Source organism: Clostridium oceanicum, assembly GCF_039521385.1.
Lineage (GTDB): Bacteria > Bacillota > Clostridia > Clostridiales > Clostridiaceae > Clostridium_F > Clostridium_F oceanicum.
Genome location: NZ_BAAACG010000006.1, coordinates 223,433 through 247,619 on the forward strand (window position 1 = coordinate 223,433; position 24,187 = coordinate 247,619).

Sequence of the window (24,187 nt, forward strand, 5' to 3'; positions counted from 1 at the left end):
TTTTAGGTGAGAGATTTGTCACTTTGGGAAACGAATGGAAAATAATGCGCCACCTTTTGGGTGATTTTTGGCAGTAATAGTTCCACCCTGCCTTGATATAATCATGTGGCAAAGAGACAATCCAATTCCGTATCCTGTGGTCTCAGAGTTTTTTCCACGATAGAACCTCCTAAAGAGGCAAGGTAAATCTTCTTTTTTAAAGCCTTTGCCGTTGTCTTTAATTGTAATCTCAGTAAAGAGAGGGTTGTCCTCACAAGCAATATTAAGAGTACCCTTATCTCCGGCGCCTTCCATGCAATTTTTTATGACATTTTGTATTGCTTCACAAAGCCAACCTAAATCCCCTAAAATTTTTATGTTTTTTGGAATATCCATTTCTAAAGAAATATTATGGAGCTCCATAGGAATTAAAAGAGGGTGAAGTGCGGTATTTATTAAGTGGTTCACATGGATTTCTTCTTTTTTAAAAGCTACAATACCAGCATCTAAACGGGATAACTTTAAAAGGGAAGTAATAAGCCAATCCATCCTAAGAAGTAATTCTTCAGCTTCCCTTAATAAGTTTTTACGTTCTCTTTCATCAGGATTATTTCTTAACAATGATAAAATCAAATTCACTGATGTAAGGGGAGTTTTAAGCTGGTGAGCTATGTCAGCCAGTGAATCAGAAAGATGCTCTTTTTCTTTTTTTAAGGCATCGTTTTGTTCACGAATTCGGAGCATCATTTTTGTTATTTCGCTGTGCAAAATGGAAAGTTCCCCTTCCTCCGATTCGCCAATATGTAGATGGTCAGCATTATGAAGCACAAGATCAATTTGCTCTGAAATTTTAGCAATGTTTTTATACCTTAACTTAGTAAATATAAAAAAAGCTGTACCAAAAGCTATTGTAAAAGTAATAGTAAGGATTCCTGCCCACTTATTTATTTTAAATCCTAGTATTATAAAGGTTGTAGCCATTAAAGAGAACAAAATGGCAAACTCACAAAAGTCTTTATTTCTAAGCATAGGTGCCTCCCAATCTATATCCTGTGCCTCTAACGGTAAGAATAATTTTAGGTTTTGTAGGGTCTTCTTCTATCTTCTTTCTTAATCTTTTGATATAGACTGTCAGTGTATTGTCATTTACAAATTCTCCTGCTGCGTCCCATAGTTCATCAAGGAGCGTTCCTCTTGTGATAATACTTTTAGGATTATTAATAAAAACCAAAAGCAAGCGGTATTCTAATGCTGAAAGAAAAATTTCCTCTCCATCTTTTTTAACTATTCCCTTTGTTGTATCCACATTAAGCCCATGAATTTGAAAATCTGGCATGGAGTGGCCGTTTTTTCGTAAGGCGGTTTTAATTCTTGCAATCAATTCACGAGGACGAAAAGGCTTTGTGATATAGTCGTCAGCACCCATATTAAGCCCAGTAACAACGCTTCCTTCATCGCCGTAAGCTGTTAGAAAGATAACTGGAATATTTTGAGCTTCTTTGATTTCTGTACAAACTGTAAAGCCATTTCCGTCAGGCAAAGAAATATCAATTAAGCTTAAGTCAAATTTGTTATGGGAAAGGGCAGTAATGGCTTCACTTCGAGTAGGGGAGTGAGTTACTGTAAATCCTTCCGAGCTCAGTAAAAGTATAAGGTTTTTAGCAATTGCTGTATCGTCTTCAACTAAAAATATATGTTTCATTTATTTTCACCTTTCTTTAAATTATTGATTATATATAAGTACCATGAGAAATAAAAGGTAATTTTCTAATAATAACACCTCATCATTTATTTTATTATTTCACGGTCAATAATACATTCAAGATCTATGAAATGTCTTTATATATTTTCCATAGCTTTATTGTATTGGTTTTAACAGAAATATACAAGCTTGGCTATATTATTTAATGTTACAAATCATTTGTATAATAGTAGAAATAATCATTGAAATGGAGTTGAATTTTTGTTATACTTTTTAGCGTATTGTAAAAAAATACATATAAGTAAATTTAAACAATAAAGTAAATATTTTAACTGTAAATTTACTTAGAAATTTTTAAATTATAACAAGATTAGGAAGTGACATAATGAAAAAATATTTAAGAATGATTAGAAATATAGTATTCTTTGGCCTAGTATACGGTATTATGCAAGTTATATTTATGTTTTTGTATGGAATTATGTATTCTTTGGTATGTAATACTAAATCATCTAAAGCTGTTGAAGAGGCTATAACAAATAATCTTTATATAGTAACTGCGGTTGGATGTGCTATAACACTTATTATTTACATGTTAGTATTAAAAAATAAAAAAGAAAACCTAGGGCAAAGATGTAATTTTGCAAAGATAAAAGGTTCTTATATAGCAAATTCAATTATCCTTGCTATAAGTACAAGTTTAATTTGTATTCCTATGGTGTATTTTTTATCAAGTAAATTTAAAAGTTACGGTCAAGTATCTGAAAGTATAGTTTCAGCCCATGGATCTCTTTTATCTATGATATGTATCATAGTATTAATTCCAATATTTGAAGAGATATTATTTAGAGGATTAATATTTAATGAGTTAAAGAAAAATATGAATATTGTTATTGCTGTAATAGTACAAGCTTTAATTTTTGGATTAGCCCATGGTAATATGCTTCAAGGCATATATGCATTTATACTTGGAGTAATATTAAGTATTTTATACATTTATACTAAGTCAATTTGGTCAAATATAATTGGTCATATAGTCTTTAATTTATTTGGTTCTTTAATTTTACCAATGATATTATCGGATAAAGAGAGTTATATAGCTATATGTTTAGGAGCAGGAATTATAGTTACAATAATTCTTTTAATCAATATGCTTAAAAATCATAAAAAAACAACAACAATCAACCAATTTAGTTAAGATAGAAAGAATGATCTATAAAGGTCATTCTTTTTATTTTGGAAACATATTCCGATTTATAGTAAAATAAGATTAATATAATATATCTTTAAGTAATAAAATATAAATCCTCATTTGAAAGGGTGATTAATTATGGAGAAAAAAGTGAGCATCCTTAAAGTAATGAAAAAAATATTATTATGTATTTGGTGGCAGGATATTAAAAAATCTGGTTTTATACTAAGAATTCTTAGCTTAGCATTTTCTGGTTTTTTAAGCTTTTGCGTTTATGCATGGCTATATGAATCTAATATGAATTTGTTTTTAAAAATAATTATAGGTTTTTATCTTATATCAAATATTTTATTATATTTTCCTGGGAAAAACTTATGGTTACATAAACGGGATAAACTTAAATATGATAACCTTAAAGATGATATATCTGAAGCTTCCTGGTACTTTATTCCTGATAGAATTTATTTTCTCTTTTCATTTATTATTCTTTTTATATATTTTAGGAAGATTCAAATAAATAACAATGGTAAAGTTAAAGAGGAAAACCATGAGGATAAAGTTAGTGGATGATATACAAAAAATATAGCTGTATAGAAGGGGATTAAAAAAAACAAATAAGCATATAAATTTATGAGAAAATAAATTTATATGCTTATAAAAGATTTCTACTAAGTATGAGTAATATTATTTGTAATTATACTTTTACTTTAATATAGTGCTATTTATAAGTAACGCTCTTGTTTGGATATAATGTAGTTCCTCCAATATGAACTCTTATATTATTAGTTAAAGGAACATTATATTCATTTACAACTGTTCTCCACCATTCCCATGCAAGGCCTGTACATTCTCTTGCCATTATTCTTATATTTTTTGAATTTGCAGGAAGTGGTATCTCTGTTGAAAAATGAGCTGTTCTATCACTCCAATTTCCATTCCAATTTTTATGAACTATTACCTCTTTTCCTTGTTCATCATAAGAAAATTCATCCCAACTTACTACGAATTGAGCAACATATGCTCCAGTATGATCAAGAGTTATTTTTCCCTTAGAATATTCTGTGGATTTAGTTTCAACATATTCTGTGTTATTATGGATAGCTGCAACAGAATTATCTTTTACAAAGGTGCTTGTATATGAAATTGGATAGCCTGGATTTTTAGCACTAAATTTTGAATTATTTAAAATTACTTCTCTTATTTTATCAAAATCTTTTGTTACTACCATATTATGTTTTTCTGCATCTCCGCCTAATACTACAGCTGTAAATGAACTATTATTTAAAATATTTTTGTATTCTACATTTCCTTTTACATCTACATTTTTGAATCCAGATTTTACTGCAGCTGAGAAAGCAGCTTTTACATTGTTACTTTTAGATGTTGTTTCTAATTTTACATAAATTGTTCTACCATAAGCTACATTTGATACTAAAACAGGAGGTGCTGATTTGCTTACTCCTTTACGAGTTAACTCATTATAAGTAACACTCTTATCAAATAAATCTGATGGATTATTAGGAAGCTCAGCACTTACAGTATAAAATATTTGTTTGTAAGCTACCACCATCACTTTTTTCTCACCACTTTGAATAGCGCTAAAATCAATTCCAAGTTTTTTAGTTGCATCACTAGCATTAATATTAAGAGCTGTAGATAACTGAGATTTACTATATACCATAGATTCGTTATATTGCATTCTAGCTGGCAAAGTTCTTGAATCTGAATTTTCATTAAGCCATTTAGTTACTTGTCCATCAATAGCACCAGTTACATTACTGTAATTTGGATTTTGAACTTTCACAACATTATTTTTTCCAAGACCAGGTAAATCTACGCTAATATTTATAGGCTTTCTCTTAGTTACTAATAAATTAGGTTGGTTATCTACAAAATCACTGTTTGCAAGTTGCAATGCTCCAGGATATGTTCTATCTTTCATTGAATCAATAACTGAAATATCCACAGGTGAGCTTGTAAGTGATCTTTTAATACGTTCAACAACAATAAATTTATCTGCTGTTTTTTTACCATCTTTAGGTACAAAGCTTTCTATCTTATCTCCCTTAGATGCTAAAACTTCATTTTTGTTGTAATCTAAATTACCTATTCCGTTATTAATAGCTTCTGCATTTCTTTGAGTTTGTGATACTTGTCTGTTTGTTTGACTAGCGAAAACACCAATTGGTTGACCAACAATGCTTAAAACTAATACTCCTGAAAATAATGTTTTGAAGCTTCCTCTTATTTTTTTGAAAATTTGCTTTTTCATCTTACATTCCCCCCTTATTAAGATTAAATAGTTGTTTTTTTAGTGTACTTATAGCATTAAGCTATATTAAGTAATGAGTTGTTTGAATGTCTTTGTTTATTACATTTATTATATTATGAAATTTAATTTTATTTTAAAATTTATCACAAAAGCTTAATAATTTGTCACAAACTATCGGATTATGTTTCAAAATATGCTTTTAAGATTCCAAAGTGTTAATAATATTCATAATTTTCTTAATAATAAGATTTTAATGTTAAAACATTAACTGATTTTTTAGGAAGAGGAAAAGGTAATTAAACTGATTAATAAGTTTAATTATTAAAATATTAAATGATTGTTTAAGAACCTGGATGAATCTAATAATTAAAATTGGCTGTTAAGGTGGATTTGGTGGAATGGAAAATTTGAGGGTTTCCCCTATGTATAAGTTAAGATAAAATACTGTAAATATTAATAATTAAAATCACAAGATTTATTTGGAAATATATTCTTTATATAGTAAAATAGTATCAATATATTATTATGTTACAAAGGAGAAAAACAAATGAGCTTCTATTATTTAAAACAAAAGAGGATTTCTATTACTAATAAATATTACATATATGATATTTCTGAAAAGCCTGTGTTTGAAGTTGTAGGAAACAAGATTACTGGATTAATTGATCAAATTTCTCTAGGATTTTTTCACTTAGGACATAGGTTTTGTGTTAATAATTTAAATGGACAAGAAGAATTTATACTTAGGAAGAAGCCATCAGTTATTTCCTCTAAATATGAGATATTAATAAATGATTCCGTAGTTGCTTCAATAATAGAAGGAAAAACATGCTTTAAACCTAAAATTTATATAACTAGTGATTATGGAAAGTTTGAAATCAAAGGTAGCATCTGGGCTAAAAATTTTACCATTCTTAAAGATGGATATGAAATAGGAGAGTTTAAGAAAACATTTTTTGATTTTACGGATTCTTATGAGATTTCTATATACAAAGAAGAAGGGGAATTATATAAGATAATTTTAGGTATTATAATAGCACTTCATAACTGTGGATATCAGGAAAAACCATATAGATAGTATATAAAAATAATAAAAATCAATACCGACATATTTGCTGTTTAAGGATAATTTCATAAATAATGATAATTTGTCTTTTAGTATTATTAAGTTTTTATTCACACTTTAAAAGAGGGGATATCTTATCTTTAAAAACTAGGGAAAAAAAGAATAGGACAAAAATGTAATTTGTATTTATTTAGAGAAACTTATTAGATTAGGGTGTTATTACTTTATAAAACTATATAAATCTGTGTAGGCCAAAAGATAACCTGTTGTGTAATATATAGTATTTTAAAACAAGGAGTAGTTTAATTGGAGAAAATATTATGAGAAAGATAAAAAGAGTTTTGTTTAGAATTAGAAATAAAAAAAAATATTTATTTAAAAATGGGACAACTTTAAGTGAAATGTTAAAATATGAATTGAAAGATAATAAAAAATTAATTAAGGAAAAAGAAACATCTTTATGGATTCCATCAGTTAGTTCTTTTATTAAATTATTATTGCTATTTTTAATAATTACAATAATATGTAATATAGGTGCATCATCTTATATATTATCACGTTTAAACTTTTATATTATTAATAAAATTAATGTTCCAATTATTAAAAGTAATACACCTATGTTTCAAAATTTAATTGCAATTAATACTGGAATAGGAGCTGTTTTAATAGGAGTAGCATTTTTTGTTGCCCAAAGTTTAATGGATAAAGAAGAACCGGATAAGGCTAGGGTGCTTCTTTATAAAAGTAAATTTTATCCTTTATTAAGCAGTGAAATTTTTACTTTCTTAATATTTTTAACTGGAAACTTAAATTATATGATTATAGTTGTTACAATGTTATTAGGATTAGCAACAATATATTCTCTTGGTAATACAGTAAGTATATTGATAAGAGCTAATAATTTAGAGAATGCCAAAAAAGAAGTTTTTGTTGATATATTAAAAAGGAGTTTTATAAAAATATGGAATAATGAAATTAATAAAAGAATAAGTAATAATAAATTTCGACAAAAGATACAACAATTGGTTAAAATATATAGCGGTGTTATTTCAATAAATAAGTTTGGAGCTATAAATAAAAATAAATATGTTAAAATCAAATCTCCATTTAAAGGAAGACTCGTTGATATAAATTTTTTAGAATTAAATATGTTAATTGATACAATTATTAATAAAACGTCAACAATAGACTTAATTTCAACTTTACATGAAGGAAGTTTAGATATATATTCTAATACCGAAAGAAAAATAAATGAACCAATAATAGTTATTACAGCAAGTATTTATTGTAAAATAACTGAAGAAACTACTTTATTAGAAGTAAGAAAAGATATTATTGAAGATAATGTTGCATTACTAGATGAAATTATTAGTAACATTAAGTTTATATTTATTGTTAATAACTATGAAGATAGTGAAGAAGAAGCAAGATTTGAAATATCTAAATTAAAACAGAGATGTCTACATTTAATTGGAATTGAAAGAGAAGACGAGTTGAAAAAAAATCTTAACTTATACAATCAGTTAATTAGAGAATTATATAAGTATATGAAGAAACAATATGGAGGGTTTTTTTCTAAACAGCAAGCACAAAGTGAAAGAACAGCTTTTTTTGGAGAACGCTTAAAGCCTTTAGATTGGATTTCAGACGATATCCGTAAAATATTTGATGAAGGACTAAAATCTGAAAATAAAGATATTATTAGAATCGTAGCATATACTCCGATTTCCTTAGCGCAACTTTCAATTAAGCAGGGAGATCATTTAATATATCAAAGTTTTATTTACTATCCAGAAATAATGTATATAGAAGGATATAAACAATTAGAAGATAATAAAGAACTAGCTGATTTTATGATTGATAGAAGTTGGAAATATATAACTGAACTATCAGATTACTACCTTGTTAATTTATATGATGAAAAAGAGTTATCAGACAAAGATTTTAATGATTTTTCATTTTATTTGTTAAAAGTATTTCAAAATTTATTAAAGCAAAGTTTCGATTATAGGGATATAAATAATTTTAAAATATTTTTAAAAAAAATGTTAAAGCTTTTTGATAGATTAGATACAGGATATTATATTAGAAATTTTCAATACAATAAAGTTGTATGTGATTTTTTAAATAATTCAAAACAAGAAGTACTGTTTGCTCTTGGAAGTTGGATTCTTTATGAATACAGAAAATTTAATGATAAAAAAATTCTTCATTTTTTTGAGAATATATTAATTAATTTACTTTCTGATATAACTGAAGTTACAAATTTATTTATAAAGGTTCATACGTTTGAGAAAGAAGATATATGGCAGTGGTCAAACTGGGAGTTTGATGAACACAATGATGATGATGAATGGTATAGTATTGGTATTTTAGACAAATTAGAAGTATTTTATTTAGTAGTATGTTTGAAAATTTTGGAAAATAAAACAGAAAATCAAATTAAAAATATAAAATTACCTTTTTCAAGAGAGTTAGCTTTTTTAGCGGAAGGTACAAGAAGTTTGATGAAAACTATTAAATCTATAGAGTCTGAAAAACATAAATGGCTTAATGTGCTATCGGAAGAAGCAATTTCAAAATGTGAGCAATTTAAGAATTTATTAATGAAATCAAAACAAGAGCAAGAAAATCTTGAGCAAGAAAAGAAAAGAAATACGAGAATTTCTCAAAAAAAGGTTAAAGAATTCAAATGTAATTTTATAAAAAATGTTGAATCTACATATGGATTTAGAAGTATTTTATCTTTTTATGAGTTGATAAAATTTGAAATGCAAACAGTTTTAACTGGAAATAATAAAAAATTTGGAATTAATACTTTTTTTGATAAATCAGCTTTTTTTGATGATGATATTGAGCCTTATTTTCAATTTAGGGGACTAGATGATGCTTTTAATTTTGGTAGAAGTATAATTGAAGGTGAAAACAAAACAATTATTAAAAAAATGAATGAATTAGTGGATATAATTGATAAAAGTGAATTTGAAAATTATTTAGATGGGGTTGAAGATATTTCTAAATTGATATTTATATCAGTTAATAATGCGGCTTATGATTTTTTTGAAAGAAAATTTGATAATAATAAATATATTCCTAAGTGGCATAGAGAATTTGGGGAAAATAATGCAAAAAAATATTCAAAAGAGATTACAGGGATATATAAGCATAAAAATTATAACATTCCTGTTTATAATGTGTTTTGTGATAAAAATGAATTTGAGATTTTTATTGTTGATATATCTAAAATAGGAAAAATGATACAATATTCACCTATAGAAAATGAGAAAGATCAGTCAGAAGTATTTAATTATTTTACTATTGATGTACAAGAAATAGTAAAAGGGTCACAAAAAGAAAGAGAAATTTTAGAAAATCCCCCTAATTGGTTAATTAAAAAGGGTGATTCAAATAAACAGTCATTATATATTGAGGAACGAGTTATTATACAAATTTATGAAAGGTTTGACTTTGTTTTAGAAGAAAGTGCACCAGGGGTTAGAATTTGTATCAAATAATAAGAATCATAGTGAAATGTAAATTGGGGGTAAATAGAAAGTTATTGCATTAAAAAGTTTTATCAATTAATAATAATAATATAGTTTACTCCTCAAAAACAAAAAAATTGTATTAGATAATATTTATACTAGGTTATCTAAAATAAGGATTGAAATTTATTTTAGTGATATACCTTTTTAGAGTCATATTATGAGGATAATATAAAAATAAATAGAGGATTATGTAATGAAAGGATATTTTGATGAATAAACATGTATTTCAAATAAATCTTAACACTGATGTTCTCCATAAATTGAGAAATAAAGTAAATGAACAACAAAATATTTCATATAATAAAACATATAAAAAGAAGTATCGTGCATGGGATAAAATTTGTGCAATAATGAACAGGCTTGATGATACAGTATATTATTTAAATGGACTTAAGTTAAATACTGGTATATATACTAGAAGTGCATTTGATTTTTATAACTTTATGAATGCTGCGTCTGTAGTAATAGATTGTATAAAAGAGTTATCAAAAATTTTTGATGTACCGAACGATAAATTTAAAAAGTCAACAGAGATTTTTAATCAGTCTGGTAAGGATGGTAAAGGAACAGATGAGAAATATTTTGAATATTTGCGTTCTTTATGTTCAGTTCATCCAGTAGAAACAAGTAGGCATAAAAGATATCAAGATAACGACGTTGAATGTAGTCCGTATGTAATTTGGAATAATAGAAGAATATGGATTAATGATAACTGTGATATTCATGCAGTTGTTTATACAAGTAAAGATAAAAATATAAATAAAAGGGTTCAAATATATATACCACAAATATTTAAATATGTTAAAACAAGGCTAGAGTTTGTTGGAGAAATAATAAACGCTATTGATAAATATCAAAAGCAAGTTATTTGTGATTTGAGGAATACACCTATAAAAAAAGAAGAAGAATTTGATAATTATGTTGAGTATCTAAGAAATTTAAACAAAGAGTTGAAAGAACGATTTGGTTTAGAAGTTTGGCATCCCTTTGATAACATTATTAATTTATTTGAGCTTAGGTTATCAAATCCACAAAACCAACATAAGATAAATTTATATCTAAATGTATTAAGATATGCTATTTCATTTGAACATAATAGTATTCAAAATATGAGTTATAAAGGTTTTGAAAATAATGGATTATTGTATCCTGAAAAAAATATAGAAACATCACTATATATTCAGTTACAATCACCTTATAGTGGAAGTGATGAACGAGGAAGATACAATTATAATTTAGAGAAAATTAGTTATTTAAGTTATGATTCAGGTTTTGATAACAAACAATTGGCGTATATACAATTGGAAGAAGCATGTCCGTTTTTTGAAAAATATGTTTCATTTGAGAATGCTAAAGGTGATTTTGAATGTTATGCATTAGTTAAACTAGCATTGTATTTAGAATGTTTAGAAAATAACTGTATGATTAATAAAAATGTTCCTAATGATTTAAAATATCGTGAAAGGCTATTATCTGATGACGAAGAAAAAGAATTGTTTAATAATAAATAATTTTAAATATATAAGTATGATATATTTTATAATATAAAAGGGAGAAAGTATTATGATAGTTACGACATGGAATAATGGCAGTTATAATTCTTCTGGTTCAGGATATGGGGTTAGAATTTCTAAATTAAATAGGGCTGAATTTTTCAATGAATCTTGGGATAAGGTAGTTATTCATATTGGTGAAGTAGAAAATACTGTTGATATACATATTAACAATACTTTTTGGGGGAAGTGTCCAGAATTACGAAGTATTGAGATAGGTAAGTATTTAATTAAGAAAGGATTAAATACTTGGGAAAAGGGAAATCCTCATAGGGTTTTATTAATTCATAAACATAATAATGAGTTTATATTAAAGGTTGATAATTAATAAAACTATAGTAATATCTTAAAATAAAGTAAGGATATATGACGTTTTATTAAATTTATAATACAATTACACCATAGGTACTTTAAATTCCCTAAACAATAATCTTCCTAGTTCCTTGCACTTTGCTTTAACAAGCTTCTGTATGTCCTACGAATAATCCGGACTTTTCTCCAGCACAGAACATATTGTCAAGACCCTTTATTTTCATGTCATCAGTTCTTGGAGCTACAGATAAATATCTTACAGAATTACCTTTACCTCCTGCATAAGGGTCTACATATTTTACTTTTTCAAGGCCTTTTATTTTTCTGAGTTTTTCTAGAGGATAATAGCAAGTCATGAGTTTTGCATGACCTGTATCTAGTACTACGATATTTTCTGCAAATTCTCTTAGAGCATATTGCTGACAGACTTTAATTTGTAATTTATCTAAATTTATATCTTCTTTTGGAACTTTTAAAACTAATACGCCAGTTTTTTCTAGTTCATCTACTAATTCTTTTGACATGGTATCTTTTGAAAGTTTACAAGAACCACTAAAGGCACCTAAAACATCTTCTTTTCTTTCTCCTTGAAGATCATCTATTCCAGCCCTTTGACTTAAACTTATTCTTGGTCCAAAAGCAGGACATCTTAGTATACACATAGAGCAGCCGTTTCCGTATCTTAAGCAGTTACCCATAGGACCTGTGGAACCTGTAGTTTCTATAAATACGTCACCTTCTACATAAGTTCCATCAGATAAATAGATTCCTTTTATTTTATTGCCATCTTTTTTTACATCTATAACCCTAGATATTAGATTTATCTTTATACCCATAGACCTTACATAATCTCTTACTGCCGGTTCTATTGTGTTAACATCATAAAGCCATGCATGTTTATGTCCTGGGAAATCTATATTTTTATGTCTACTATTTTCATCTGTAATGTTTATTAAATCGCCACATCCTAAAGCCATAAGTTCTTCTGAGGCTGTGTATCTTCCGTTATTTCTCATTATTCCGCCTACGTTTCCAAGACCTAAAATCATATCAGTTCTTTCAAAAAGGCTAACGTCCGCTCCTGCCTTTTTAGCACTTATAGCAGCTGCACATCCTGCCCAACTAAAATTGTTCCATAATTATTTTAAAAATTCAATGCTAATTTTCCCCTTATTATTATTGGCATTACTATTCCATACTACTTTTTTTACTATAGATTTAATAAAATTTTGTTTTTCTGTAATATCTATTTTATCAAAGTTTTTTAAGAATCTTCTTATATTATTAGATAAAACAACCACGTTTTCTCCGTCAACTTTTGAAAACATTTTTTGCCTTTCTATTTTTAATAGTTCTTCATTTAAAGTTGTATTTTTATTTGCAAGTTCATTTATTTTTTTAGATACTATATCTATAGATGGACCTTCAAGAAGAACCAATTTATCTGTTAAAGAATTTATATCCTTATTATTTTTATTAATTTGTTTTTTTAGATTTTTAATTATATTTGAATAGTCTATAGAGTTATTTTTTTGTTTTAAATAATTATCTAATGTAGTATTGTCTACTGATATTTTTCTAAATGTATTTATAACTGTTTCTTCTACAATATCTATTCTTAACCACTTAGAGTTACATTTTTCTTTAGTTCCTTTTTTAGAACATACAAAATATACATTTCTAGTTCCATCTTTTCGTTTATGCCCAGGTCTTATATACATGCTGTTACCACAACTACATTCAACAAGATGTGCTAAAAAGCTTTCATTCGATATTCTAGGCTTAGATTCTATTGCCCTATCTTTTATATTGCTATTAGCAGATATAAATGTTTTAGAATCTATTACAGGTTTATGATTGGAAACAGCTACAAACATTTCTTTAGCATTAAATAATTTTTTGCCTTTTTTTCTAGGTCTACGATTATAAACTAGATATCCATTTCCATTTAGTTTTCCAAATATACTATATCCAATAGATTTTAAGTAGTTTGCGCTTAGTTCATTTGATTCTACATAAGTTGGATTACTTATAATATTTGAAACTGTTTTAGGTGATATATTGAGCAGTTTCCCAACCTGGTATGTAGAGTAGCCTTCAGCTATTTCTTTAAATACAGATTCAATAAGGTGTTGTTTTTCTTCTATTAATTCTAAATAAGTCTCTTTTTTACCATTATTATTAACTATAGTTTTACTTTTATATCCAGTAGGTGGAGTTCCGCCACTCCAACGTCCCATTTTAGCAAGCGATTTCATATTATCTTTAACTCTTTGAGCGATATTCATTCTTTCCATTTCTGCAAAAGATGCTAAAAGCATCATCATCATTTTACCAATAGGAGTAGAAGGATCAAAACCTTCAGTAATACTAACTAGTTTAACATCATGATTTTCTAACTCATTAAAGGTATTTACGAAATCAACTATGTTTCTTGCTATTCTATCAACTTTATAAACAGCTATTATATCAAACTGCTTATGTTTAGCAAGTTCTATCATTCTTTTGAAAGCTGGTCTATTGGTATTTCCTCCTGAAAAACCTTCATCTTGAAAAATTTCAAATGTACATTTTTCTTTTCTCCTAAAATAATCTTTACACATATCTATTTGATTTTTTATACTTTCTCCTGTATCTGTTTCTCTAGATTTACGAGAATATATAGCTATGCGTTCCATTTATTAATTCTCCTTTTTTCTTTGATTTCTTATAAGAGTAAAAGTTGCATTTAATGCACTTTCAATTTGTAACTTTTCAGTATCGGTTAATTCTAAGTCATCAAGAAGTAATTCATCACTTGATAATATAAGTTTAATTGTTTGTTCTATATCTGTTACTATGTATTCTTTATTAGTTTCTGTAGCCATTAATTCATCTACAGACACATTTAAAGTATTAGCAATTTTTTCTGCTGTATTAGAATTCAAACTTTGTCTTTTACCACTTTCAATTTGTGAAATAGTAGAAACACCTACTTTCGCATCTTTAGCCAATCTGTAAGCACTCATACCTTTTTTTTCTCTTATTTTTTTTATATTTAAACCCATTATAGATATATTCATTTTAAATTCTCCTTTATGTTTAATTATAAATATTTCCGTAATCAAAAATATTTTATCATTATGTTTACCCATAGTCAATTAATTTTTGTACTTTTATAGGGTTGAAATTTTCGAAAGCGAAAATAATTTAAGCAATAAAAAGGATTTATGAGAATTATCAAAATGGTTTTGATAAATAACAAAAAATAGTAATATATATGCTTTGAATATTTTCGTAATGTGAAATATAATCAATACATGCTTTCGATAACGAAAGGAGGTCAAGGATGAATAAATTAAAAGAAATATTAATAAATAAAAAAATATCAACTTATAAATTAGCAAAAACTGCAGGAATAGGACAAGCTACTGCACATGGATTAGTACACGGAAATAGAGAACCTAGAATTTCTACAGCTAAAAAAATAGCAAATGTTTTAGATTGTTCTATTGAAGATATATTTTGCAAGGAGGCAAAGTAATGAAAATTAAAGTAAAAGTTATTTATGTGGATGGAGTAAAAAAGATTATCATAAGTAAATGTTAATGCATATCATGATATTGAAAAATATTGTAGGAGGTAAATGTGAACATAGAGGATATAGAAGTTGAAGTAATATCAACTGAAAAAACTCCGGCTTTGGTAACAGAAGCAGTACTAAGACTATATGAAAACAATGCTTCAAAAATATTAGATATGGATGAAGAAGAATAATATAACAAATAAGGATGTAAAGTGATTAACTTATGTGAATTTAGGTTTTATGTTTCATAAAAAAGTACAAGCTATAGAAGGGAGATATAATGTTGAAAAAAATAATTTTAAGATATTTAAGTATAAGAAATTTTAAAGGTATAAAAAATCTAAACTTAGAGTTTGGACAAGGTACTAACATATTTGGAGAAAATGGATTAGGTAAAACTTCAATACAAGATGCTTTTACATTTTTATTATTTGATAAAGATAGTAAGGATTCAACTAAGTTTGATGTGCAACCATTAGATAAAAATAATAATCCTATTCACAACTTAGAAACAGTAATTGAAGCAACACTAGTAATTGATGGTAGAGAAATAGTTTTAAAAAGAGTATATAAGGAAAAATACAGTAAAGTTAGAGGTACAGCTAATACAGAATTTAAAGGCTATGAAAATAAGTATTATGTGAATGAAGTACCTAAAAAAGTAACTGAATATAAAAAATTTATAGATGAGTTATTAAATGAAAAGATATTTAAATTAATAACAAATCCTATGTATTTTTCAGCATTACCATGGAAGAATAGGAGAAAGATTATATATTCAATTATTGAAAATGTAGATAATATAGATGTAATAAAATCAAATAAAGACTTGAAACCATTAGAAAAACACATAAAGGATAAGATGTTAAATGATTTTATGAAAGCTAATAAGTCTAAAATAAGACAACTTAACAAAGACAGGGAGCAAATACCTTCACGAATAGATGAGCTTAATAATTCAATGAAAGAACTTGATTTTGATGCTTTAGAGTTTCAAAAGAGAAGTATTACTGCGGGAATAAAAAACATAGATAAAAAAATAATAGATAAAAGTGAAATTAATAAAGGTTTGATAGAAATTAAAAATAAGATACTTGAAAAAGAATATAACTTATCTCAATTAGAATATGAACTTAAATTGAAAGGTAATAAACCTAAAGAAAATTTAGAATCTAAAATAAGAATGACTGTACAAAGAATAAAGCATTCTAATACTAATATTCAAGAATTAGAAGGAGATATTCAAAGAAGAGACACACATATAAAAAATACTTTAAAACCTAAAAGAGATAAACTTTTGAAAGAATATAGGGATATTAAAGTATCAACTTTTGAAATAGATGAAAATAATTTTATATGTCCTACTTGTAAAAGAAAATTTGATAACGAAGATATAGAAAATAAGAAGATAGAACTTGAACAAAACTTCAATATATCAAAGGCAAAGAAATTAGAAGAAAACATAAAACAAGGGAAAATGGTTGCAGAAGAAAAAAAGGACATAGAAGAAAGAATTAATTTATTACAAAAAAGATTAGAAGTTCAAAGAGAAAATATTAAATTATATCAAAATACATTAGAAAATTTGAAAAGTAAATTAAATAGTATAAAGGATGTAAATATAGAAGATACAGAGGAAAGTAAAAAACTAAAAGAAGAGATAGAAGCATTAAAGAATCAAGTGGAAGACTTTAAACAAGTAGATATATCAGAACTAAAAAAGAAAAAAACAGATTTAAGTATGGAATTAGAATATATAAATAGTCAATTAGCTTATAAAGAAATGAATCAAAAAACACTAGATAGAATTAATGAATTAGAAGAAAAAGAAACTAAATTAAGTGAAAATATAGCAGAACTTGAAGGGTTAGAGATTCTTTCAGAAGAGTTTATAAGAAGTAAAGTTAAGTTATTAGAAGACAAGGTTAATAGTAAATTTAAATATGTAAAATTTAAAATGTTTAATAATCAAATTAATGGAGGGTTAGAGGAGTGCTGTGAACCTTGCATTGATGGAGTTACATTTACAAGTAATTTAAATACTGCTGCAAAGATTAATGCAGGGCTAGATATAATAAATACTTTATGTAGCCATTATGGTGTACAAGCTCCAATATTTATAGATAATAGAGAATCAGTTAATCAGCTTATAGAAACTAATTCTCAAATAATTAATTTAATAGTTAGTACAGATAAAGAATTTAGAGTGGAGGTAATGTAAATGACAAATAAAAATAACAGTTCAGTAGCATTATTAGAAAAGGAAATGGTATATCAAGTAGGAGAAGAAGAAGTTAAACTTACAGGGAACATAGTTAAAAATTATCTAGCAAGAGGTAATAAACAAATAACAAACAAGGAATTAGTTGTTTTCATGAACTTATGTAAGTATAGAAAGCTTAATCCATTTTTAAATGAAGCATATTTGGTTAAATTTGGAGAAGATGCTCAAATAGTTACAGGTAAAGAGGCTTTTATGAGAAAGGCAGAAGAAAATCCAAGATATAAAGGTCATAGAGCTGGAATAATTATTGTTAGAGATAAGAAGGTAATGGAACTTGAAGGATGCTTTAAACTATCAAGTGATACATTAGTAGGTGGATGGGCTGAAGTTTTTGTTGAAGGAAAAGAAAAGTCAATAGTATCTAAAGTTTCAATTGCTGAATATGGAAAGCATCAAAGTACATGGAAGAGTATGCCAGCTACTATGATTAGGAAAGTTGCACTAGTACAAGCGCTAAGAGAAGCATTTCCGGGAGATATTGGTGCTTTATATTCTAAGGAAGAAATGGGAATAGATGAATCTAAAATTGTTGATGTTCATCAAGAAGTTAAGGAAGAGATAAAAGAAGAAGCTAATAAAGAAGTTATTGACATAGAAGATACAGAACCAGTAAAAAATGAAAAGCATAAAGAAGAAAAAGAAGAATTTATTGAAGCTGAAATTGTAAATGAAGAAGATGAAGAGCAGGAGGCTCCATACTAATGATTAAAGTATTAGCTTCAGGAAGTAAAGGAAACTGTTACATTATTGAAGCAGGTAAAGAAAAACTTTTGCTTGAATGTGGAATTGATTGGAGAAATATACTTAAAGGCTTAAATTGCAGTGTTGAGGGAGTTAAAGGATGTTTAATAAGTCATAAACATTTTGATCACTGTAGAGCTTTTAAAAGAGTGTTAGAGAACATAAGAAAGATATATGCTCCAGTAGAAGTGTTTGAAAAATATAAGTGCCACAATTTGCATAAGACAAAGATAATAGAAAATAAAGATAAATTTAAAGTAGGAAATTTCAATATAAGGGCATTCAATTGTCAGCATATTAATTCAGATGGTTCACAGTGCCAAAATTTAGGCTATTTAATACAACATGAAAAGATAGGAAAAATACTATTTGTAACGGATACTTGTTATTTAAAATATAAATTTAAGAATGTGGACCATATCCTTGTAGAATGCAATTATTCGGAAAAATACATGGAAGATTTAGAAGCATATCAGAAAAGAACAGTTAAGTCTCATATGAGCTTGCAAACATTAAAAGAGACGCTAAAAAGCTGGGATTTATCTAATACCAAGACAATAACATTAATTCATTTATCATTAAATAATAGTAATCAAACAGAATTTAAAGAAGAAATTGAAGGTTTAACCGGTATACCTACTTATATTGCAGTACCAGGTATAGAAATTTAATAGGAGAATTTATGATGCAAGGATTAACAACAATAATATTTTTGATAGCAATTATAGTAATAGTTGCTAAATTATTAGGAGGAAAAAATAATGAATAAAGTAAATTTAACTGGACGTTGGACAAAAGATTTAGAGCTTACATTTTTACCAGGCAATGGTACAGCTGTAGCAAAAGGGATTCTAGCAGTGAATAAAAAATTTAAAAAAGAAGGACAACCTCAAGCAGATTTTTTACCAATAGTTATTTGGAGGAAACAAGCAGAATCAACATCTAATTATTGTGGCAAAAAAGGTGATTTGATAGGTATTTCAGGAAGAATTGAAACTAGAAATTATACAAATAAAGAAGGCAATACAGTATATATTACTGAAATTGTAGCAGAAGAAACTGACTTTTTGAATTTTAAATCTAACAATATTACTGGTAATGTTGATAATAATCAAGTTGAAGACTATGGAAAAGATATTACTCCAGTAGATGAAGGAGATATACCTTTTTAACAGAGGTGATTTTAGATGCTAGATAATTGGTATGTATTATGTGTAGCTATATTAAATAAAAAGCCATTAAGTATTGAAAAGGCTTTTGAAATTTATAGAACAGGAAAAATAGATAAAAGAAGAAAGTGGAAAGTTAAAGATTTAGAGGATATATATATATATTAAAAAGAAAAGGGATAACTTATGTAGAATTAGCAGAAATATATGGTAGTAATGATAGCAGTATATGTTATCAATTAAATAAATTTATTAGAGAGAATAAATATATTAAGAAATAAGGATATATGAAATACAATTTTGGAAATTAATTATCAATTGATAATCATATGAAAGGAAGCTTTGAAATGATTAACTTAAAGGATCTATATGAATTACAAAAAGAATTAGATGATTATATTTTAGAGAATAAGAAAAAGAAGATAGATGAAAAAGAACTTCTAACAGATACAATATTAGCTTTACATGTAGAAGTTAGTGAACTAGCAAATGCAACCAGGATATTTAAACATTGGAGTAATAAAGGTCCTATGGAACGTGATGAAATTTTAGAAGAATATGTAGACGTATTACATTTTTTCTTATCAGTTGGTAACCAGTTAGGATTTAAACATAAAGAAATAGAAGATGCCTTTTTTAAGAAAAGGCAAATTAATATAAATAGAGTAAAGGAAGGGTATTAATGAAATATAGGTTTACTGATGCAGAAATAAAAAAGCTTCTTAAAAATCTTGTAATAGTAGTAGATACAAGGGAGCAAGTTAATAAACACATACTAGATTATTTTGATTTAAAGAAAAAAAGGTATATAGTTCAAAAATTGGATCAGGGAGATTATTCAGCTTATATAGAATCAAATGAAGAAACTAAAATATTAGGGGTTAATAGAGATTGGTATTTTTCAGATGAAATTGCAGTAGAAAGAAAAGGATATGTTGATGAACTTATAGGGAATTTTGTTGATAGAGATAGGTTAGAAAATGAATTTTTAAGATTAGATAAATATAATACTAAAACTGTATTTATTATAGAAGATAAAAATGGATATGAAAAAATACTAAAAGGAGATTATAGAAGTAAGTATAGGCCAGCTAGTGCAATAGGTACAATGGAGACTTTTATAGCAAGATATGGATTGAATTTGCAGTTTATAGACAAAAAATATAGTGGATTTAAGATACATCAAACACTACACTATCATATAAGAGAAATACTAAAGAATAAAGGATATATAGAAAAGTCAGCTTAGGAGGTGGAGGTTTGGAAATACAAGATATTGATTTGAAAGAACTTATAGAAACAGAAACAGGAGAAAAATTTAATAAACAAGGGTACGTTAAGTGCCCTTTTCATATGGAAAAAACACCTTCATTAAAAGTAAAATTTAATTCAAATACGAACAAAGATTTCTTTAAATGTTTTGGCTGTGGATCTTGTGGTGATGCAATTGATTTTATAGAGAAATATAAAAATTTAGATTATATAAAGGCCAGAGAATATTTAGGTTTTCCAATAGAAAAAACTGAAAAAGAAAAAGATAAAGATAAAATATTAAATAGGGTTGAATGGGAACTTAGAGAGTATAGAAAAGGTCAAAAATTATTAGGGCTATTTGAATTTATTGGACAAAAGGGAGAAATACTTTATTATAAAGCAAAATTTGACATAGGAGAAGGTAAGAAACAATTATCTTATTATCATATAAAGGATGGAAAAGTAATAAACAAAAGAGGTACTAATGAAGTTCCATATAATCTATATAATGTTTTACAAGCTATAAAAGAAGATAAAGTAATAATAGTTGTTGAAGGTGAAAAAGATGCTAATACAATAAATTCTCTCTTAAAAAATATAAATTATGTATCAACTAGCTTAAAAGGGTGTAAAGAATTAGAAATATTAAAAAAACATAGATTAAGAATTTATGTTATTGGTGATACTGGACAAGCTGGAGAGAAATATAAGTGGAATGTTTATAATACATTCAAAAATTATTGTAAAGAATTTAAATTTATAAATCTTCCAGGAATAAAACAGTTAGGTGATAACAAAGATGTAACTGACTGGGTAGAGATTGGCCATAATAAGAAAGATTTAATTACAGCATTTAATAGGAGTTTAGATTTAAAAAATAAATATGAGCTGCAGCAAGATACAGGAGGAATTTATAAGACAATATTTAAAGAGAAATCAGATGATGTATTAGAAATAAAAAAATATATTACTGATTTTAGATTAGTTGAAGCAACTAGGATTGAATTTGTTGAAGAAGAAGAAGAAGGAATAAAATTAAAATTTAAAAGTATTACAGGAAATATTATTGAAAGAACAGGCAAAAGTACAGCATTTGATGATGTTAAATCTTTTAAGCACTTTTTAGGATCTATGGATCTTGTTTTTGATGGAAGAATAGAGGATTTAAACAAATTAAAAGGATGGATAAATAAATTTTTTGCAATAGAAAATCAAAGAGTTTATTCAGGAATTAAATTTATAGAAAAAAATGAAAGATTAATGTTTGTAGAAAACAATGGAGCTATAACTGAAAATGGAATAAATAAAAATATTAAAAGTGATGGAAGAAATAATGCTGATATATTAGAAATTAATTCAATAGAAAAAGGTGAGTTAAAAGAATTAATTAAACATCTTTTTAAATTTGCAAGTCCTGAAAAATCTATAAGTATTATTGGAACTATTATAAATAATTTAGCAGTATATCAATGTGAAAAGCTTAAATATAAATTGCATCACCTTTTAATAGTTGGTGAAAGTGGTTCTGGTAAAAGTACAATACTTGAAAACATAGTGGCTCAAATTTTAAATTATCCTAAGAAAGATATAAAAGCTATAGGATTAATAAGTAATTTTGCATTAATAAAGAGTTTAAGTGATGGAAATTATTCAATGTTATTTGATGAATTTAAACCTTCTAGTTTAGATAGATATAAAATATTAAATTTAAGTGAAACACTTAGAAATTTATATGATAGAACAACTATAAGTAAAGGTAATAAATCTTTAAAAACAACTGATTTTAATTTAAGTAGGCCAGTAATAATTGCAGGTGAAGAAAGTTATCCAAACCAGGAAAAAGCATTAATAGAAAGAAGCTCTATAGTTTATTTATCTAAAAGAGAAAGAACAGAAGAAAATACAAAAGCTATGGAATGGTTAATAAAAAATCAAATATTATTAAACAAACTAGGTAGAAGTCTAATACAATTAATTTTGGAAATAGGAGTAGATGGCTATAGGAGAATAAGATGTGATTGTAACTCTGAAATGAAAGGGTTAAATAATAGAATTTTAAATACTGCTATTAATGAAAGTTGTGGAATAAGGATATTAAATTTATTGTTAGAAAAGCATAGATTAAAACAATTAACTGAATTTGATAAGTATATTACTAAAAATATAAAAGTTGAAGTTTTAGAAGGTGCAGGAGATACACAAAGCTTAGTTGAAAAAATGTTACTTTTGTATAATGACATGATAGATGATGGAAGAGCGCTAAATTCTGATGATGTAGTTAAATATAGAGGTGATGGATTATTTATTAAAACGTCCGAAATGATAAATCAAATACATGAACATGTAGCAAGAGTAAATGCGGACATTATTCCATTAAAGTTAAGAGATTTTAAAAAGCAAGCTAAAAAAGCTGGATACGTAATAGGGTTTTCCAATAAGTTAATAAGAATAGAAAAGAAAGTTATTAGATTTGATACTTATGATGTTGAAATGTTAAAAAAATTAAAGATAAGTGCAATTGTTCCGCCAGATTTTACAGAAGTTATAGATGAAAAAGAAAAAATTATTCCTTTTGATTTAGGTAACAAAAAATAAAAAACGTTACCTAAGTGTTACTCAGATTGTTACCCATTTAAAGTATTGGTATTGCTATTATATATATATATAGTAACAAAGTAACATAAATATAAAAATAAACTACAGGTACGGATAGTTATTTATATATGTTATAAAAAGATAGGTACATTATTTTTACAAAAATGTTACTAAAGAAAAATACATCTTAGGTGTTATAATTGGTGAATTTAATACACATTAAAACAGTAACATTTTGTACTAAATTGAAAATGTTACTGTAAAATTAAGAGGTGATATTAGTGAATTTATATAAAAAAACAGAATACATGTTATATAATTATAAAGATTTAATTGCTAAGGAAATGAATCTTACTTTAGATATTAGAGACTTAAAATTAAATTATGAAGGTATAAGAGCAGCTCAATATAAAGAACATACAGGAAATACTAATAAATTTAATAGTAATGTAGAAAATGAAATAATATCAAAAGAAAAGAAAATTGAATATCTTGAATCAGTAAAAGAACATATACAAATAAAAATAAAGAAAATAGAAAGTGCTATTGCTGCATTAGAAGATAGGCAAAAGAAAATAATAGAATTAAGATATTTTAATAAATTAAGTTGGAATAAAATATCTGAATTAATTAATTTAACTGAAGTTAGTTGTAGAGTTATAAGAAATAAATCAATTAAAAAATTACAATTATTATTATTTAATGATAAAGTAACGTAAATATATTGATAAAATAACGAAAAACTATATAGTAATGTTTTGTATATATATAATATAATAAGAACATGGAAAGTTTAAATTACAGAGAATATTAAATTATAATTTGTGTAGTAACATAAATATTTTTGTTATTATAATAAGGCACTTGTGTACAGGAATAAGATTTATCTTACACCTAGTATATAGGTGTTTTTATTTTTAGTATATTTAATCATTTAATATAGTATATTTGAAAGGCT

22 protein-coding genes and 1 pseudogene are annotated in these 24,187 nt (G+C 26.2%); 17 read left to right on the forward strand and 6 right to left on the reverse strand.

Annotation, left to right across the window (positions count from 1 at the left end; all coding sequences use genetic code 11):
- Positions 1–18: 18 nt before the first annotated feature.
- The gene (locus tag ABDZ71_RS04460; RefSeq protein WP_343759258.1) at positions 19–1,008 is read right to left on the reverse strand and encodes a sensor histidine kinase; all 990 of its coding nucleotides are present in this window, start codon (positions 1,006–1,008) and stop codon (positions 19–21) included.
- Positions 1,001–1,681, reverse strand: a complete 681-nt coding sequence (locus tag ABDZ71_RS04465; RefSeq protein ID WP_343759260.1) for a response regulator transcription factor — start codon at positions 1,679–1,681, stop codon at positions 1,001–1,003. Before ABDZ71_RS04465 ends, ABDZ71_RS04460 begins: the two co-directional genes overlap by 8 nt.
- Before the next feature lie 385 nt (positions 1,682–2,066).
- Here ABDZ71_RS04465 and ABDZ71_RS04470 point away from each other — a divergent pair, with 385 nt between their 5' ends.
- Positions 2,067–2,876: a CPBP family intramembrane glutamic endopeptidase gene (locus ABDZ71_RS04470; protein ID WP_343759262.1), complete on the forward strand. Its 810-nt coding sequence runs from the start codon at positions 2,067–2,069 to the stop codon at positions 2,874–2,876.
- Positions 2,877–3,008: 132 nt separating this feature from the next.
- Complete coding sequence (locus tag ABDZ71_RS04475; RefSeq protein WP_343759264.1) at positions 3,009–3,440, forward strand: hypothetical protein; 432 nt, start codon at positions 3,009–3,011, stop codon at positions 3,438–3,440.
- 148 nt (positions 3,441–3,588) lie between these two features.
- Here the strand turns inward: ABDZ71_RS04475 and ABDZ71_RS04480 are convergent, their stop codons facing one another.
- A complete protein-coding gene (locus ABDZ71_RS04480) occupies positions 3,589–5,142 on the reverse strand; it encodes a thiol-activated cytolysin family protein (RefSeq protein ID WP_343759265.1) in 1,554 nt (517 codons plus the stop codon).
- Between the two features lie 547 nt (positions 5,143–5,689).
- On the opposite strand from ABDZ71_RS04480, the gene ABDZ71_RS04485 reads away from it, so the two are divergent.
- From ABDZ71_RS04485 to ABDZ71_RS04500, 4 genes are all read left to right on the forward strand, one after another.
- Positions 5,690–6,220, forward strand: coding sequence for an LURP-one-related/scramblase family protein (locus ABDZ71_RS04485; RefSeq protein ID WP_343759268.1), 531 nt, complete (start codon positions 5,690–5,692; stop codon positions 6,218–6,220).
- A 308-nt stretch (positions 6,221–6,528) separates the two neighbouring features.
- A complete protein-coding gene (locus ABDZ71_RS04490) occupies positions 6,529–9,723 on the forward strand; it encodes a hypothetical protein (protein ID WP_343759270.1) in 3,195 nt (1,064 codons plus the stop codon).
- Positions 9,724–9,965: 242 nt separating this feature from the next.
- Entirely contained in the window at positions 9,966–11,267 is a 1,302-nt protein-coding gene (locus tag ABDZ71_RS04495) for a hypothetical protein (RefSeq protein ID WP_343759272.1), read from the forward strand.
- A gap of 52 nt (positions 11,268–11,319) precedes the next feature.
- On the forward strand, positions 11,320–11,637 hold the full coding sequence (locus ABDZ71_RS04500) for a hypothetical protein (protein WP_343759273.1): 318 nt from the start codon (positions 11,320–11,322) through the stop codon (positions 11,635–11,637).
- A 133-nt stretch (positions 11,638–11,770) separates the two neighbouring features.
- Here ABDZ71_RS04500 and ABDZ71_RS04505 read toward each other — a convergent pair.
- From ABDZ71_RS04505 to ABDZ71_RS04515, 3 genes and pseudogenes are all read right to left on the reverse strand, one after another.
- Positions 11,771–12,742: pseudogene (locus ABDZ71_RS04505) on the reverse strand (FAD-dependent oxidoreductase); the annotation flags it as partial.
- 18 nt (positions 12,743–12,760) lie between these two features.
- Positions 12,761–14,299, reverse strand: coding sequence for a recombinase family protein (locus ABDZ71_RS04510; RefSeq protein WP_343759274.1), 1,539 nt, complete (start codon positions 14,297–14,299; stop codon positions 12,761–12,763).
- Positions 14,300–14,302: 3 nt separating this feature from the next.
- Positions 14,303–14,683 (reverse strand): helix-turn-helix domain-containing protein, encoded by a 381-nt coding sequence (locus tag ABDZ71_RS04515; protein WP_343759275.1) that lies wholly within the window; start codon positions 14,681–14,683, stop codon positions 14,303–14,305.
- A gap of 266 nt (positions 14,684–14,949) precedes the next feature.
- Between ABDZ71_RS04515 and ABDZ71_RS04520 the strand changes: the two genes are divergently transcribed.
- From ABDZ71_RS04520 to ABDZ71_RS04570, 11 genes are all read left to right on the forward strand, one after another.
- The gene (locus tag ABDZ71_RS04520) at positions 14,950–15,144 is read left to right on the forward strand and encodes a helix-turn-helix domain-containing protein (RefSeq protein WP_343759277.1); all 195 of its coding nucleotides are present in this window, start codon (positions 14,950–14,952) and stop codon (positions 15,142–15,144) included.
- Positions 15,145–15,248: 104 nt separating this feature from the next.
- Positions 15,249–15,377, forward strand: coding sequence for a hypothetical protein (locus tag ABDZ71_RS04525; RefSeq protein ID WP_343759279.1), 129 nt, complete (start codon positions 15,249–15,251; stop codon positions 15,375–15,377).
- Positions 15,378–15,466: 89 nt separating this feature from the next.
- Positions 15,467–17,407 carry a DUF2813 domain-containing protein gene (locus ABDZ71_RS04530; RefSeq protein WP_343759281.1) on the forward strand — a complete coding sequence of 647 codons (1,941 nt, stop codon included), beginning with the start codon at positions 15,467–15,469 and terminating at the stop codon, positions 17,405–17,407.
- Positions 17,408–18,172: a phage recombination protein Bet gene (bet, locus tag ABDZ71_RS04535; protein ID WP_343759283.1), complete on the forward strand. Its 765-nt coding sequence runs from the start codon at positions 17,408–17,410 to the stop codon at positions 18,170–18,172.
- Complete coding sequence (locus tag ABDZ71_RS04540) at positions 18,172–18,882, forward strand: MBL fold metallo-hydrolase (protein WP_343759285.1); 711 nt, start codon at positions 18,172–18,174, stop codon at positions 18,880–18,882. Before bet ends, ABDZ71_RS04540 begins: the two co-directional genes overlap by 1 nt.
- Positions 18,883–18,972: 90 nt before the next feature.
- Entirely contained in the window at positions 18,973–19,383 is a 411-nt protein-coding gene (gene ssb / locus ABDZ71_RS04545) for a single-stranded DNA-binding protein (RefSeq protein ID WP_343759287.1), read from the forward strand.
- A 15-nt stretch (positions 19,384–19,398) separates the two neighbouring features.
- Positions 19,399–19,548 (forward strand): hypothetical protein, encoded by a 150-nt coding sequence (locus ABDZ71_RS04550; RefSeq protein ID WP_343759289.1) that lies wholly within the window; start codon positions 19,399–19,401, stop codon positions 19,546–19,548.
- Positions 19,549–19,727: 179 nt separating this feature from the next.
- Entirely contained in the window at positions 19,728–20,063 is a 336-nt protein-coding gene (locus ABDZ71_RS04555; RefSeq protein ID WP_425544692.1) for a dUTP diphosphatase, read from the forward strand.
- Positions 20,063–20,629 carry an ERCC4 domain-containing protein gene (locus tag ABDZ71_RS04560; RefSeq protein WP_343759291.1) on the forward strand — a complete coding sequence of 189 codons (567 nt, stop codon included), beginning with the start codon at positions 20,063–20,065 and terminating at the stop codon, positions 20,627–20,629. Before ABDZ71_RS04555 ends, ABDZ71_RS04560 begins: the two co-directional genes overlap by 1 nt.
- A gap of 11 nt (positions 20,630–20,640) precedes the next feature.
- Positions 20,641–23,229 carry a CHC2 zinc finger domain-containing protein gene (locus tag ABDZ71_RS04565; RefSeq protein WP_343759293.1) on the forward strand — a complete coding sequence of 863 codons (2,589 nt, stop codon included), beginning with the start codon at positions 20,641–20,643 and terminating at the stop codon, positions 23,227–23,229.
- Positions 23,230–23,510: 281 nt separating this feature from the next.
- Positions 23,511–23,948, forward strand: coding sequence for a sigma factor-like helix-turn-helix DNA-binding protein (locus ABDZ71_RS04570; RefSeq protein ID WP_343759294.1), 438 nt, complete (start codon positions 23,511–23,513; stop codon positions 23,946–23,948).
- Positions 23,949–24,187 lie beyond the last annotated feature (239 nt).